At 41.9% G+C, this 14,555-nt stretch carries 14 protein-coding genes; 13 read left to right on the top strand and 1 reads right to left on the bottom strand.

The window, feature by feature from the left end; genetic code table 11:
- Window positions 1–22: 22 nt before the first annotated feature.
- The 3 genes from I6E26_RS06760 (at window position 23) to I6E26_RS06770 (ending at window position 3,099) form a co-directional block, all read left to right on the top strand.
- Entirely contained in the window at window positions 23–904 is an 882-nt protein-coding gene (locus tag I6E26_RS06760; RefSeq protein ID WP_235321089.1) for an ROK family protein, read from the top strand.
- Between the two features lie 195 nt (window positions 905–1,099).
- Window positions 1,100–2,128 (top strand): 3-deoxy-7-phosphoheptulonate synthase, encoded by a 1,029-nt coding sequence (locus I6E26_RS06765; protein WP_235321090.1) that lies wholly within the window; start codon window positions 1,100–1,102, stop codon window positions 2,126–2,128.
- Window positions 2,129–2,154: 26 nt separating this feature from the next.
- Window positions 2,155–3,099, top strand: coding sequence for a nitronate monooxygenase (locus I6E26_RS06770; protein WP_235321091.1), 945 nt, complete (start codon window positions 2,155–2,157; stop codon window positions 3,097–3,099).
- A 58-nt stretch (window positions 3,100–3,157) separates the two neighbouring features.
- On the opposite strand, the gene I6E26_RS06775 is transcribed toward I6E26_RS06770, so the two are convergent.
- Complete coding sequence (locus I6E26_RS06775; protein ID WP_235321092.1) at window positions 3,158–3,358, bottom strand: DUF1858 domain-containing protein; 201 nt, start codon at window positions 3,356–3,358, stop codon at window positions 3,158–3,160.
- A 144-nt stretch (window positions 3,359–3,502) separates the two neighbouring features.
- Here I6E26_RS06775 and I6E26_RS06780 point away from each other — a divergent pair, with 144 nt between their 5' ends.
- From I6E26_RS06780 to I6E26_RS06825, 10 genes are all read left to right on the top strand, one after another.
- Window positions 3,503–4,363 (top strand): polysaccharide deacetylase family protein, encoded by an 861-nt coding sequence (locus I6E26_RS06780; RefSeq protein ID WP_235321093.1) that lies wholly within the window; start codon window positions 3,503–3,505, stop codon window positions 4,361–4,363.
- A 127-nt stretch (window positions 4,364–4,490) separates the two neighbouring features.
- A complete protein-coding gene (locus I6E26_RS06785; RefSeq protein WP_235321094.1) occupies window positions 4,491–5,660 on the top strand; it encodes an FprA family A-type flavoprotein in 1,170 nt (389 codons plus the stop codon).
- Window positions 5,661–5,668: 8 nt separating this feature from the next.
- A complete protein-coding gene (locus I6E26_RS06790) occupies window positions 5,669–6,367 on the top strand; it encodes a YjjG family noncanonical pyrimidine nucleotidase (RefSeq protein WP_235321095.1) in 699 nt (232 codons plus the stop codon).
- 392 nt (window positions 6,368–6,759) lie between these two features.
- Entirely contained in the window at window positions 6,760–7,641 is an 882-nt protein-coding gene (gene glyQ / locus I6E26_RS06795) for a glycine--tRNA ligase subunit alpha (protein ID WP_235321096.1), read from the top strand.
- Window positions 7,638–9,698, top strand: coding sequence for a glycine--tRNA ligase subunit beta (gene glyS, locus I6E26_RS06800; protein WP_235321097.1), 2,061 nt, complete (start codon window positions 7,638–7,640; stop codon window positions 9,696–9,698). Before glyQ ends, glyS begins: the two co-directional genes overlap by 4 nt.
- A 72-nt stretch (window positions 9,699–9,770) precedes the next feature.
- A complete protein-coding gene (locus I6E26_RS06805; RefSeq protein ID WP_235321098.1) occupies window positions 9,771–9,980 on the top strand; it encodes a hypothetical protein in 210 nt (69 codons plus the stop codon).
- Between the two features lie 427 nt (window positions 9,981–10,407).
- Entirely contained in the window at window positions 10,408–10,671 is a 264-nt protein-coding gene (locus I6E26_RS06810; protein WP_235321099.1) for a hypothetical protein, read from the top strand.
- 124 nt (window positions 10,672–10,795) lie between these two features.
- Window positions 10,796–11,251, top strand: a complete 456-nt coding sequence (locus I6E26_RS06815; RefSeq protein ID WP_235321100.1) for a hypothetical protein — start codon at window positions 10,796–10,798, stop codon at window positions 11,249–11,251.
- Window positions 11,252–11,690: 439 nt separating this feature from the next.
- Entirely contained in the window at window positions 11,691–13,085 is a 1,395-nt protein-coding gene (locus tag I6E26_RS06820; RefSeq protein ID WP_235321101.1) for an MBOAT family O-acyltransferase, read from the top strand.
- Between the two features lie 14 nt (window positions 13,086–13,099).
- Complete coding sequence (locus I6E26_RS06825) at window positions 13,100–14,452, top strand: alginate O-acetyltransferase AlgX-related protein (protein ID WP_235321102.1); 1,353 nt, start codon at window positions 13,100–13,102, stop codon at window positions 14,450–14,452.
- The last annotated feature ends 103 nt before the right edge of the window (window positions 14,453–14,555 follow it).

Raw genomic sequence — 14,555 nt, forward strand, 5'->3', positions numbered from 1 at the left:
CAAGGAAGTGAAGGTGGTTTAGATGGCAATTTTGGCATTTGATGTTGGAGGCAGCAGTATAAAGTTTTCTGTGATGACAGCAGATGGAGAGATTTTAACAAAGGGTAGTGTGGATACACCGGATAATTTGGATGATTTTTATAATGAATTGATACAGGTAAAGGAAAGCTTGGCTGTGAAGTACAAGCTAATAGGAGCTGCCTTTAGTCTGCCGGGAGCTGTGGATGATGCTGCAGGTATCATTGGCGGTACCAGTGCTTTGCCATATATTCATGATTTTCCCATTAAGAGGGCCTTGGGTGAAAAGCTTTTCCTGCCAGTGGCTATGGAAAATGATGCTAATTGTGCGGCGCTGGGAGAGGCTTGGCTGGGAGTGGCCAAGCTCTGCCAGGATGTAGTATTCCTGGTTATTGGCACCGGTGTTGGTGGTGCTGTGGTTAAAAATAAGCAGATTCATCACGGTATGCATCTTCATGGTGGCGAATTTGGTTATATGGTTATGGATGATAAGGGAACTACGCTCAGTAATGCAGCTTCTACCATAGCCTTGGCAGAGAAGGTGTCTCTGGCCAAGGGATTGGATAAGAATGCCCTGAATGGCAAGGATGTTTTTGCCCTGCAGGAGACTGGAGATGAGATAGCCCATAAGGCTGTTGAGGAAATGTATGAGGCTTTGGCAATAGCTATCTATAATATCCAATATTGCGTGGATCCTGAGTTGTTCGTTATTGGCGGAGCTATTAGTGAGCGTCCGGATTTTGCTGAAAATATCAACCGCTATATCCACAGCATTTTAGCCAAGGTAAAAATTGCCAGAATCTGTCCTCAGGTAGTAAGGGCGGAGCATGGCAACGATGCAAACCTAATGGGTGCTGTATATAATTTCTTGCAAAAAAATAAATAATTTCAAATTAAAGGGACTGTTCCTTGGTGTATAATGGGGAGCAGTCTTTTTTCATAAAAATTCATCTGATAAATTATTCTGGTAAGGTGGACTTTACTTTATTTTATCATAGGAATCGTGTTATAATAGTAGAGAACAATTTTCAGCGGGGGACTTTTAGCTTAACCTGCCCTTGAATTGAAAGGAGCAATATATATGGGATTCACCTTTGTAACCAAATTACCAACACCGGAAGAAATTCGTCAGCAATTACCACTGGCACCAGAGCTGGCAGCCAAGAAGCAGGAGCGAGATGAGGAAATTCGCAAGGTCTTTACTGGTGAAAGCGATAAATTTATAGCTATTATCGGACCATGCTCAGCCGACAATGAGGAAGCTGTTCTGGACTATGTTTCCCGCCTGGTAGATGTACAGGAAAAAACCAAGGACAAGCTGATTATCATTCCTCGTATCTACACTAACAAGCCTAGGACAACTGGCGAGGGATATATGGGTATGATGCATCAGCCAGATCCAGAGAAAAAGCCAGATTTGCTGGAGGGTATTATTGCTATTCGTCATCTTCACATGAAGGTGCTGCAGGAAACAGGCTTCTCTACAGCAGACGAAATGCTGTATCCAGATAATCTGCCATATCTGTCTGATATTATGTCCTATATTGCTGTAGGTGCTCGTTCATCTGAAAACCAGTATCATCGTCTGGTAGCCAGTGGCTGTGATGTACCTGTAGGTATGAAGAATCCAACTGGCGGCGATTTAAGCGTTATGTTAAATTCCGTAGTAGCTGCTCAGGTGCCTCATGATTTCATTTTCCGCAACTATGCAGCCCATACCCCAGGCAATCCATTGGCTCATACTATTCTTCGTGGTTCCGTGAACAAGCATGGTCAGAATCTGCCAAACTATCATTATGAGGACCTTCGTTTATTAAGCGATCTTTACGCTCAGCGTGATTTGCAGAATCCAGCTTGTATTGTAGATACCAATCACAGCAATTCTGGTAAAAAGTATCAGGAGCAGATTCGCATTGCCAAGGAGATTATTCATAGCCGTAACCATGCTGATGACATTAAGAAGCTGGTAAAGGGACTTATGATTGAAAGCTATATTGAGCCAGGCAATCAGAAGATTGGTGAGCATTGCTACGGCAAATCTATTACAGATCCATGCCTGGGCTGGGCTGATTCTGAGAAGCTGCTCTATGAGATTGCTGAATTAGTATAAAATAAGGTAAAAGTGAGGGATCTATTATGGCAAAGAGTATTTGTGATGTGCTGGGAATCAAATATCCAATTATTCAGGGAGGTATGGCTTGGATATCTGATGCGGTTATGGCAGCGGCTGTATCCAATGCTGGCGGTGCAGGTATTATTTCCTGCGGCGGTCGCACCACTGATTATGTAAGAGAGGAAATCCGCAAATGTCGTCAGCTGACAGACAAGCCTTTTGGTGTTAATGTTATGCTGATGGCTCCTAACAAAGAGGATATTGTCAAGGTTATTATTGAGGAAAAGCCAGCCTTTGTTACTTTGGGAGCAGGCAATCCTGTACCCTATGTGGAGCCTCTCCACCAGGCAGGTATCAAGGTGATTCCTGTAGTACCTAATGTTAAGCTGGCCAAACGCTTGCAGGATAATAAGGCAGATGCTATTGTGGTAGAGGGCATGGAGGCCGGCGGTCATATTGGCGTATTGACTACTATGGCTCTTATGACTCAGGTTATTCCAGAGGTAGATATTCCAGTGGTTATGGCTGGTGGCTTTGCTGATGGCCGGGGTATTGCAGCCGCATTGCTGATGGGAGCTGCTGGTGTGCAGATTGGCACCCGCTTCCTGATTGCTGAGGAATGTCCAGTTCACAATAATATGAAGCAGAAGCTGATTGAGGCTGTGGATACTGATACCATTGTTACTGGTCAGACTATCAAGAGTGCTGTTCGAGGTATCAAAAACAAATTTGCTGAAGAATATCAGGCCTTGGAATTCTCAGGCAAAGCAGACAAGGCAACTCTTCTGGAGAAGGCCACTGGCACCAACAAGCTGGCAGCAGTTGATGGTGATGTGGAAAACGGCATGATGCAGGCCGGTCAGAGCTTGACTCCATTGAAAAAGATTGAGCCTATGGCTGTGATTATGGAAAATCTGGTAGCTGAGGCAAGAGAAACCTTGAAAAAAGCAGCAGAGATTAAGCTGTAATTAAATTTTAGCAAAAAAATGACAGTCAACTCCGAGGAGCTGACTGTCGTTTTTTGTTTTACTGCTGAGGCACTACATCGTTGAGAGCAGTAATCAGCTCATCAACGTCAATGCCGTGAGCCAAAGCACCTTGCTCAATGTTCTCGAAATGAGCAGCGGCACAGCCGATGCAGCCCATGCCAGACTGCATGAATACAGGTACAGTATCAGGATAGTTAGTAACAACTTCCATAATGGACATATCTTTGGTAATCATCATATAAATTCCTCCTTTGAGAGTCTCTTGATAACTAAATTATTATATCATAGATTGAGTTTTTGGGCAAAAAATGTATAATAATATATGTGTCTTGTACATAAAGTGATATGATTAGCGTTAGTGAAAATAGTTTAGGAGAATGTCATGGGGATGTTAAAGGAAAAGCTGGCCAGGCTGTCCAGCAAGGAATTTTTGATTTTTATGGGTGTGGTGATTATTGGCCTGATGTTGGTGGCTGGTGGTCACCTTTGGCAGGAAAAGCAGGAGGAGGAGACTCTGCCTGTTTCGGCAGTAACTGTAGAACAGGATAATCGGACTGTTCTGGTGCTGAATTATCACAAAATCGCCAATGAGCACAAATCCCTATCTGTTACTTTGGATGACTTTGAACAGCATATGAAATGGCTGCAGGAATACAGCTTTACCTGTATTACGCCGGGACAACTATACGATTTTGTGGCCAATGGGGCAGATTTGCCGGAGAAGCCGGTGCTGATTACTTTTGATGATGGCTACAAGGATAATTATACCAATGCCTTTCCTATTATGAAAAAATATGGTATGAAAGGTACTATTTTCGTGGTTACAGGTTTTCTGGGGGTATATGACAATTATCTTACCTGGGATCAGGCCAAGGAACTTTTGGAGGCAGGCTTTAATATTGAATCTCACACCTATAGTCACAAGTCCATGACTGAGGCCAGCGACGAGGATATTACCAAGGAGCTGGTTAAATCCAGGCAGACCATCAAGGAAAAGCTGGGCATAGATTCTGATTTTATGGCCTATCCTACTGGAACCTATAATCTTCATATTGCAGAGCTGGTAAAGGAAGCTGGCTATAAGGGGGCTTTTACCATTAAATACGATAATGTCAGTCGGGACAGCAATGTTTATGCCTTGGAGCGAGTGCCGGTATTCCATACCAGCGAAACCAACAAGGATTTTTGGGAGCGGCTGCAATATATACCACTGCTTTATAAATATGGTTGGATAAAGAATTAATTATCTTGACATCCAGAGTATTTTTCTATATAAATGAAGTAGAGATTGTACAACAAATTTCGGATGGATATTGCCTGACAAAAGGGCAAATCCTTAAAGGCTTTTTTGCGGAAAGGTGGTTTATTTTATGTTACCTGTGGAGATTAAAAAAGATATTTATTGGGTGGGCTCTATGGATTATTCCATGCGCAGCTTCCACGGCTATAGCACAGAAAAAGGTTCAACCTATAATGCTTATCTAATTATGGACGAAAAGATTACTTTGATTGATACGGTGAAGGCGCCTTTTTGCCTTGAAATGCTAGGTCGTATTCGCAATATTGTGGACCCTGCCAAGATTGACTACATTGTTTCCAATCATGTGGAGCCTGACCATTCTGGCGGTATTCCTTTTATGTCTCAGCAGTGTCCTAATGCTAAAATTATTACCAGCGATCCTAACGGTCTAAAGGGGCTGACTGGCCGTTATGGAGAAAAGGATTATATTACTGTTAAGGCAGGGGATACCTTGTCTCTGGGCAAGCGTACTTTGCAGTTTGTACCTACTCCTATGCTGCATTGGCCAGATAGCATGGTAACCTATTGCCCTGAGGAGGAGATTTTGTTCTCCAACGACGGTTTTGGTCAGCATCTGGCTACCACTGAGCGCTTTGCTGATGAGCGTAATTTGGATGAGGTTATGCATCAGGCCAAGAAATACTATGCCAATATTCTGATGCCATATGGTATGCAGGCTCAGAAAGCCATCAGTGCTTTGGCAGGCCTGAAAATCAGCATGATTGCCACTGGTCATGGTGTATCCTGGCGTACCAATATTGAGGATATTATCAAGGCCTATCAGGATTGGAGCAGCTTCCAGAAAACCGATAAGGCTGTGGTAGTATTTGATACCATGTGGCATACAACTGAGATTATGGCCAAAAATGTAGCGGATGCTTTCTATCATATTGGTATTAAGCCTGTACTTTTTGATTTGCGTTGTGACCATATTTCTGATGTTATGACAGAACTTTTGGATGCTAAATATATTGCTGTTGGCTCTCCAACCCTGAATAACAATATGATGCCTAGCATTGCAGGATTCCTTTGCTACATGAAGGGCTTGGCACCAAAGGGATTGAAGGGCTTTGCCTTTGGTTCCTATGGCTGGGGTGGTCAGAGCATTGGTCAGGTAGAAAATGCGTTGAAGGATTGCAAGGTTGAGATTTGTCTGGATATGCAGAAAATCCTGAATACGCCAAATCCAAAGCTTTTGAAGGATTTGCAGAATGCTGTTATGGGCCTGAAAGAAGCATAAGGTGTAATATGAGCAAAATAAAGGTGGTTCTTTGGGATATTGATGGCACCCTTTTGGATTTTCATCCAGCAGAGCGCTATGCCATTAAGGCCTGTTTTGAAGCCTTTGATCTGCCTAGATGTACTGATGCCATGGTGCAGGAATATAGCAATATCAACAAGAAGTATTGGTTGGCTATGGAACAGGGACGTATTACCAAGGATGAAGTATTGGTAGGCAGGTTTCGAGAGTTTTTTGCCAATCAGGGAATAGATACTTCTTTGGCAGAAAAGGTTAATGCCATGTATCAGGTTCGCCTAGGGGACGGAGTGTATTTTTTTGCCGATGCTCTGGAAACTGTTAAGGCCTGCAAGGCTGCTGGTTTGCTGCAATGTGCGGTAACCAATGGTACAAAGGTGGCTCAGGTGCGGAAGCTGGCCAAAAGCGGATTGGACAAAATCCTGGATTACATTTTTATTTCTGAGGATGTGGGTTTTGAGAAGCCATCTAAGAAATTTTTTCAAAAGGTATTTGATCGGATAGGATACTACAAGCCGGAGGAGATTCTGATTGTAGGAGATTCTCTTACCAGTGATATGCAGGGCGGTCGGGATGCAGGGATTCATACCTGCTGGTTCAACCCTCGGGGCATGGCGAAGAATTTCCCTATCAAAACAGAATATGAGATATTGAATATAGCCCAGGTGAAGGATATATTAGGAATATAGGTAATAAGAGGAGCTGTCGTTACATTGTAGGGCGACAGCTTCTTGTTATGGCTGAAGGCACACCGTATTTAAGGACTTTACTTGACTTTTGCAGAAAATATAATTTTTAATATATTTGTATTTCCTAGATTGACAATTCTCGCAAAATTTGATAGACTCATTTTGCAATGAAGAAGAGGAGTAGTTCCACATTAGCGAGCAGGGAGGGTGAAAGCCTGCAGGGGAACGAAGGGCGCTTTGGAGCAGCAAGCAAATATCCATGAGGCGGAGCAGAGTTTTCTGTTCAAGCAGGGTGGAACCGCGGGTAATTACTCGTCCCTGTAGCATTTTTTGTAAATGTTACAGGGGCGTATTTTTTTGCACTGTAACATCTTTGAAGGAGGATAACTTATATGAAATTTCAGGAAATCATCCTGGCTTTGCAGCAGTTCTGGTCAGAACAGGGCTGTATTTTGGGCGAGCCTTACGATGTAGAAAAGGGTGCAGGTACTATGAACCCATTTACTTTTTTGCGGGTTTTGGGGCCTGAGCCTTGGAATGTAGCTTATGTGGAGCCATCCAGACGTCCTGCTGATGGCCGTTATGGCGACAATCCAAACCGTCTTTATCAGCATCATCAGTTCCAGGTTATTATGAAACCATCTCCTGACAATATTCAGGAGCTGTATCTGGCTTCCTTGGAGCGTCTGGGCATTAATCCAAAGGAGCATGATATCCGTTTTGTAGAGGATAACTGGGAGTCTCCAACTCTGGGTGCCTGGGGCCTGGGCTGGGAGGTATGGCTGGATGGTATGGAAATCACTCAGTTCACCTATTTCCAGCAGGTAGGCAGTCAGGATATTAAGCCTACTGCGGTAGAGATTACCTATGGTCTGGAGCGTCTGGCTATGTATATTCAGGGCGTGGAGAATGTTTATGACATTCAGTGGACTGGTGACTACACCTATGGTGATGTTTTCCATCAGAATGAGTTTGAGCAGTCTACCTATGCCTTTGATTTGTCTGATGCTGATTTGCTCTTTGACCTGTTTGATAAGTATGAGGCTGAGGCTGTAAGAGTTATTGAAAAGGGCTATGTACATCCTGCTTATGATTATGTATTGAAGTGCTCTCATGCCTTCAATCTGCTGGATGCTCGTGGTGCTATCAGTGTTTCTGAACGTGCTGCCTTTATCGGTCGTGTAAGAAAGCTGGCTAGACTGTGTGCTCAGTGCTATCTGAAGCAGCGTGAGGAGCTTGGTTATCCTATGATGGGAAAGGGGAATAAGGCATGAGCAAGACTTTATTGTTAGAAATCGGTACTGAGGAGGTTCCAGCTCATGTAATGCCAGGAATCCTGTCCCAGTTGAAGGAAAATGCAGCTAAGACCTTTGAGGAGCTGCGTATTGAATACAAGAATATTAAAACTTTGGGTACTCCTCGCCGTAGTGCCCTGCTGGTAGAGGGCTTGGCAGAGCGGCAGGCAGACCTTTCCAAGGAAAACCGCGGCCCTGCTGTAAATATTGCCTTTGATGCAGATGGAAACCCAACTAAGGCAGCTCAGGGCTTTGCCCGTGGTCAGGGTGTAAAGCCTGAGGAGCTGGTTACCAAGGATGGCTATGTTTATGCTATGGTTCATGAAAAGGGTGGCCAGACTGTTGATTTGCTGGGCGACACCTTAAAGGGCCTGGTTGATGGTTTGAATTTCCCTAACAATATGCATTGGGCAGATTTGGACTACAAGTTTATCCGTCCGCTTCGCTGGCTGGTGGCTCTCTATGGTCAGGATGTTATTGATTTTGAGGTTGCCAATGTTAAGTCTGGCAGAACTTCCCGTGGCCATCGTTTCCTTTCTGAGGGAGATTTTGAGATTGCCAATGCTGAGGATTATGTAGAGGCTTGTCGCAAGGCTTCTATTATTGTAGATCAGAATGAGCGTTGCGAAATGATTCGCCAGCAGATTGCTGAGGTGGCTGCTGCCAATGGCGGTCAGGCTGAGGTTAATGAGGATTTGCTGGAGGAGGTTCTCTATCTGGTAGAGTATCCTACTGCTCTTTGTGGCAAGTTCGACGAGAAATATTTGGCTCTGCCAGCTGAGGCGGTTATTACTCCAATGCGTGATCATCAGCGCTATTTCCCTGTTTTGAAGGATGGCCAGCTGCTGCCTCTCTTTATTACTATTCGTAATGGTGGCAAGGAGCATCTGGAGACTGTACAGCATGGTAATGAGCGTGTACTGCGTGCTCGTTTGGAGGATGCTCAGTTCTTCTTTGATGAGGATAGAAAAAAGACTCTGGAGCAGCATGGTGAAAAGCTTAAGACTGTTGTGTTCCAGGATGGTCTGGGTACTATCTATGACAAGGCTCTCCGTTTGGAGGTTCTGGCTGGTTATATTGCTGATGCTATTGGTGCCAATGAGCAGGATAAGAAGGATGCTGTACGGGCTGCCAAGCTGGCCAAGGCTGATTTGGTAACTGGCATGGTTACTGAGTTTACTGAGCTGCAGGGTGTAATGGGCCGTGAATATGCTTTGCTGGATGGCGAAACCAAGGCTGTAGCTCAGGCTATTGATGAGCATTATATGCCTCGTTTTGCTGGGGATAGCCAGCCTGCTTCTGTGGCTGGTAGAATTGTTTCCCTGGCAGACAAGATTGATACTATTGTAGGTACCTTTAGCAGAGGTCTGATTCCTACCGGTTCTCAGGACCCATTTGCTCTGCGCCGTCAGGCTTTGGGTATTGTGAATATGCTGAAGGAAGCTCAGTATCATATTTCTCTTAGCCAGCTGGTAGCCAAGGCTATGGAGCTTTTGAATATTGCTGATGCTGGTCAGCAGGCCAAGCTGCAGAATGATGTAGCTGATTTCATGAAGCTGCGCTTGAAGAACGTTCTGGCAGATGCTGGTATTCGCTATGATGTAGTGGATGCTGTATTTGTAACTGTAGATGATATTTATGGCGTATTCCTGAGAGCACAGGCTGTTAATGAGGCTGTAAAGCAGGATATGGAGAAAACCATTCAGGCCTTTGTGCGCACTGGTAATATTGCTCGCAAGGCTGAGGATGTTCAGGCTGCTGTAGAGACTGATCTTTTGGCTGAACAGGTGGAGAAGGATTTGTGCAAGGCTTATGAAGCTGCAGCTTCCAAGGTAGAGAGGGAAATTGAGGCTCAGGATTATGCTGGTGCTATTGCTACCTTGTCTCAGCTGGCTGCCCCTATTGATGCATTCTTTGATGGGGTTATGGTTATGGACAAGGATGAGAAGATTAAGAATAATCGTCTTGGTCTTTTGAAGCTGGTGGATAATTTGATTTGTCAGGTGGCTGACTTTAGTAAAATTGTGCTGGCGTAAAAAAATTTTTCCACAATATGTACAATCTATGTTATAATTATCTTAACTTTGTTGTAGAGGAGAGGTTGAAAAATGACACAGGAAGCTATTGAGCAGATTCTCAAGGAAAAAATTGCTGAGGAGCGTAGCAAGCTGCCAACTCACGAGTATATTGATCTGAATGCAGTATCTAATGGTCGTGGAGTTGCAGATGGTGGTCTTTTGTATCTGAAGGCTGTTGATACAGCTCTGGATATTATGAGCAAGAGTGTTGCTGCTACTTTGGCACAGGTTGTAAAATAAGATTTAGCATGAAAGGCTGTCGCTGGTCGGCAGTCTTTTTGCGTATACAAATAAAGCTGTTTGATTCTGAGAAATTCTGATTTACCAAATACATAAATTCTCTATATGGCGATATGGGAGTACCCTTTCAGGCACGCTTTCGCTACTTTTCTCGCCTAGCGGTACTAAAGCTCTCATGAGGCAATTCGTGGCTAACGCCCCGAAAGCTCATGAATCGCTAAGTACCGAGGCGCGAAGAGTACCTGTGCAGGGTACTCCCATACCGCTCGTTAGTGTATTCATTGTATCTTCCTGCTTTGGCATTATTTGAAATGACCTATTTCCTACGAAGATAGCAGAATTATTGGAATTAATAGTATCGATAAGCCTTGATGATTCGGCAACAGCCGGAGGGTCATGACACTTTTGCGTCGGGAGACTCCTGCTTTTGCGTAGCAAAAGTGGCCCCGGTGGCACTCTCTATCGTTACGGCCTCTGTGAATTGGCTCAGCGACAAGCGGTATTATTGCGTAAGGATAAATCACCAGATAGGGCCATTAAGTCGGACAGAGCAAAAGTCGTTATGACCGCAGGCTGTATTTCAAGAATCTTTGACATCCCGAATTATATTTACATCCTTAGGGAGATAGAAAACTCGGCAAATAAAAATTTTTTCTACTTAGGCAGGAGATTGGAAAATATTGTCGAATAATAAATACGTAAATCCTTTGTAAGTTTATTTTTGCAAAGGATTTTTGTTGCCCATAAATAAAATATTGGGAGGTGTAAGGACAAGAAATTGCCTACGGTATCATATTTTTTAGTATCAACTTGATTTGGATGTTCTGGATGTACCAAGGCTTACAGGGGAGCAGGTAGAAAAATTTACCAGTGATTTTCAGATTATTGCAGACTATTTTGTACAGCTTAGTAAAAATAAGGATTATGTACCAAAGGATAAAATCATCAGGCATACAGATAGTTTCTTGAAATTAATGTCTGTATTAACACAAGATAATAAATATGTTGAAATGGGTAGAGAACTTTCTCATGACAAGGGGGGAATCAATATGTGTGAAGTATTGGACAAGGTAGAAGCACGTGGTGAGGCGCGTGGAAAAGCCATTGGTGAGGCAATGGGCGAGGCAAGGGGCAAAGCTATTGGCGCGTTAAATAACACTGTAGAAATTTTGCGGGTGATTATTGCCAAGAATAGCTGGTCTAAGGAACAGGCCATGGAGTTTATTGGCATACCTAAGAGTGAATTTGCCAAATATGCTGCTTTATTGTAAGGTTGCAGAATATATTGTACGAAAAAATCCAATACAACAAATTTAATCAATAACCAAACAATAAGAAAAACTAAATATTTACAAACTTTGTGAAAAAAGGGGCGTATTCGGCTTGTAAGGCGGCTATGCCCTTATTTTTGTGCCAAGAATAAGGCTGTTGCAGGCAGGTGTTAGAGGCGGGCTGTGAGGGAATATAAGGATAGGGGAATTGGTAGGGGTAGATGATTTGCAGATTGGTTGCAATAATATGTTAAGCTTCAATTACTGTTTCTAATATTTGTCAATGAACAGGTCTGAATTTAGTTCAGGCCTGTTTTGCTGGGTAAAGAGAATAGTTTTAGCTCATGTGATTAAAGTCTTGTACGGGGGGGCGAATGTGTTAATATAATGGACAGGCATAAAGCCAATGGTTTGATATATTAACATGGAGGCGAGACATTTGGTATTTTCATCTACAGTATTTTTGTTTTTATTTTTACCATTTACGGTAATGGTTTACTATAATCCGTGTCTAAACAGCCGTAAATTTCGCAACAATTTCCTGTTGCTAATGAGCTTGGCATTTTATGCATATGGCGAACCATTATTTGTTTGCATTATGATTTTTGAAATTATCATGGGATGGTTAATAGGTTTGAAGCTAGAATTTACAGATAGCAAAAAACTCCGAAAAAGATGGCTGACCATAGGTACAGTGTTCTTTGTATTTATGCTTTTTGTGTTCAAATATCTTACTTTTGTCAGTGAGCAATTTGGTGGATTATTGTGCATTGATACATCAAATATAAATATAGCCTTGCCAGTTGGAATTTCATTTTTTACTTTTCAGTTATTATCATATATATTTGATATCTATTATGGTAAAGCCAAGGCACAACGTAGTGTGCTTAATGTAGGATTGTATATAGCACTGTTTCCCCAATTAATTGCTGGACCTATAGTTCGCTATGATGTTATTGAAAGACAAATTATAGAACGACAAGAAAATTTGCGGGATTTTGCTGATGGTATGTTACGTTTTAGTTATGGTCTGGGCAAAAAGGTTTTAATCGCAAATTATATGGCTATGCTAGCTGATAATATATTTAATGCAGGTATGCCAGAATCAATGGCTACGGCATGGTTAGGCGCAATAGCATATACACTTCAGATATATTTTGATTTTTCGGGTTATTCAGATATGGCAATTGGACTTGGCAAAATGTTTGGGTTCAAATTTCCGGAAAATTTCAATTATCCATATATATCCAGCAGTATAACAGAATTTTGGCGTAGATGGCATATATCACTTAGTTCATGGTTTAGGGATTATGTATATATTCCCTTAGGTGGTAATCGCTGCAGCAAAGGACGCTGGCTGGGAAATCTTTTTGTGGTATGGGCATTAACCGGTATGTGGCATGGTGCTAATTGGACTTTCATATGTTGGGGCCTTTGGTATTTCCTGTGGTTAGTAGTAGAGAAAATCATAGGCATGCCAAATAAAATGGCAGTTATATCTCATATATATGCAATGGTAGTGGTTATTATTGGCTGGGTGTTCTTCCGTTCCGATAGTATAGGAGATGCTCTAGGATATATAGGAATTATGTTAGGCGTTGGCGGAAATAAACTTGCGGATGAAATATTTTATCATTATTTATCAGGCAGTTATATGTTGCTTGTATTGGCGTTTTTATTATCCATGCCGGTAGTACCATATTTGCAAAAGAAGTTTTGCTGTCAGGTATGGGGACAAAATATTGAAGGGATATTAGGCACTGCGATATTTTTATTATCTGTTTTAATGTGTATTAGTGGAAGCTATAACCCTTTTATTTATTTCAATTTCTAGGGGGAAAGTAGATAATGAAGATTATTAGTTTTAGAGAAAAAGCTATGCTTCTGTGTATGCTGGTGTTGATATTTTTCTTTATAAGCATATTTGTTCGTTTAGGTGCAAAGCATATTTTAATAAAAAGGCTTCATTGGGATAATGCTATTACGCACACTATATTTTTTGACAATAAAAGATTGCAGCGAACGGAGGTTGATGCAAAGTATAGAAAAGTTGATGTAAATTGGAAGAAAGCATATCCATTTGATGACGCAGAGGATGTAACAATCTGGCAGAGGGGAAGAGCCTTTGAGGCCAAAATACATACCCTAGAGGATACAAAAATAGTTGATTGGTGTACTAAATGGCTCGTTTTGTACAGATGGTTTGTAGAAGCCGGGCGTGAGGTGGAGCAAAAAATTGGCTGGAATGTTATCAATCCTGCTATGCAGGTAGCCAAAATGCAGGATGGTTATCTTACTTTTGTGGAAAACAATAAAAATCAGGATGAGCGTATTGCTGCGGTAAACGAATTTGCAGATTTTGTAAAATCTCAAAATGCTGAATTTTTGTATATTCAATCCCCAGGCAAAACTAATCCTTGGGGAGATAGTGAAATGAAGGGCATAGATTATAGTAATGAAAATGCAGACAGATTATTGGAAGGTTTGAAGGCGAAAGGTATATCTGTATATGATTTACGACAGGATTTGTATGAGCATGTAGGAAGTGCTGGGTGGCATCAGGCATTTTTCCGTACAGACCATCATTGGAAGCCGGATACAGCTCTTTGGGCTGCTGGCAGGATAGTTGAAAAATTGGCAAATGACTATGGTGTAGATGTCAATCGGGAACATTTTTCGCTAAATGATTATTATGATGATAAATATGAAAAAAGTTTTTTGGGTTCTCAGGGGAAAAAGCTAACTTTGGTCAATACAGAGTTGGATGATTTCGATATTTATTATCCTAAATTCAAAACAAATGTTTATATGGAAATTTCAGAATGTGGCATTAGGGAAACAGGCGATTTTTCCATTTTTTACAATAAGCAGGAATTCGGTTCAGGAGATGTTTACAATGAAACTCCATATGCCATGTATGGATATGGAGATCAGCCAGAAATAATAGTGCATAATTTTGCCAATGAAAATTTGCAGGATAAAAAGATTTTGCTTATCAGGGATTCTATGCTAGATACTGCAATGACATTTTTATCTATGGGGTTGAAGGATTTGCGTCTATTGGATATTCGACATTTTAATGGAAGTGTTAGAAAATATGTTTCCGAATATAAGCCTGATATAGTATTGGTAATGTATAAAACAAGTTATGGTGAAGATGTTAAGTGGGTTGGTCATAATGATAAATTCGATTTTCGTTAAATTCTGATTTGCCGAGATGCCTATCTCTCTCTAGTATCATAAATATAAGTCGTTATGTCAGTGGGTTCTTGAAATACAGCCTGCGGTCATGGCGACTTTTGCT

It is taken from the genome of Anaerovibrio lipolyticus (genome assembly GCF_021531495.1).
Taxonomy (GTDB): Bacteria; Bacillota; Negativicutes; order Selenomonadales; family Selenomonadaceae; genus Anaerovibrio.

Excerpts from the sequence above, each read along its gene's own strand:
- glyQ (WP_235321096.1), top strand. The coding sequence starts at position 6,760 with ATGAAATTTCAGGAAATCATCCTGGCTTTGCAGCAGTTCTGGTCAGAA.
- I6E26_RS06780 (WP_235321093.1), top strand. The coding sequence starts at position 3,503 with ATGGGGATGTTAAAGGAAAAGCTGGCCAGGCTGTCCAGCAAGGAATTT.
- I6E26_RS06825 (WP_235321102.1), top strand. The coding sequence starts at position 13,100 with ATGAAGATTATTAGTTTTAGAGAAAAAGCTATGCTTCTGTGTATGCTG.
- I6E26_RS06775 (WP_235321092.1), bottom strand. The coding sequence starts at position 3,358 with ATGATGATTACCAAAGATATGTCCATTATGGAAGTTGTTACTAACTAT.
- I6E26_RS06790 (WP_235321095.1), top strand. The coding sequence starts at position 5,669 with ATGAGCAAAATAAAGGTGGTTCTTTGGGATATTGATGGCACCCTTTTG.
- I6E26_RS06765 (WP_235321090.1), top strand. The coding sequence starts at position 1,100 with ATGGGATTCACCTTTGTAACCAAATTACCAACACCGGAAGAAATTCGT.
- I6E26_RS06770 (WP_235321091.1), top strand. The coding sequence starts at position 2,155 with ATGGCAAAGAGTATTTGTGATGTGCTGGGAATCAAATATCCAATTATT.
- I6E26_RS06760 (WP_235321089.1), top strand. The coding sequence starts at position 23 with ATGGCAATTTTGGCATTTGATGTTGGAGGCAGCAGTATAAAGTTTTCT.
- I6E26_RS06785 (WP_235321094.1), top strand. The coding sequence starts at position 4,491 with ATGTTACCTGTGGAGATTAAAAAAGATATTTATTGGGTGGGCTCTATG.
- I6E26_RS06805 (WP_235321098.1), top strand. The coding sequence starts at position 9,771 with ATGACACAGGAAGCTATTGAGCAGATTCTCAAGGAAAAAATTGCTGAG.
- glyS (WP_235321097.1), top strand. The coding sequence starts at position 7,638 with ATGAGCAAGACTTTATTGTTAGAAATCGGTACTGAGGAGGTTCCAGCT.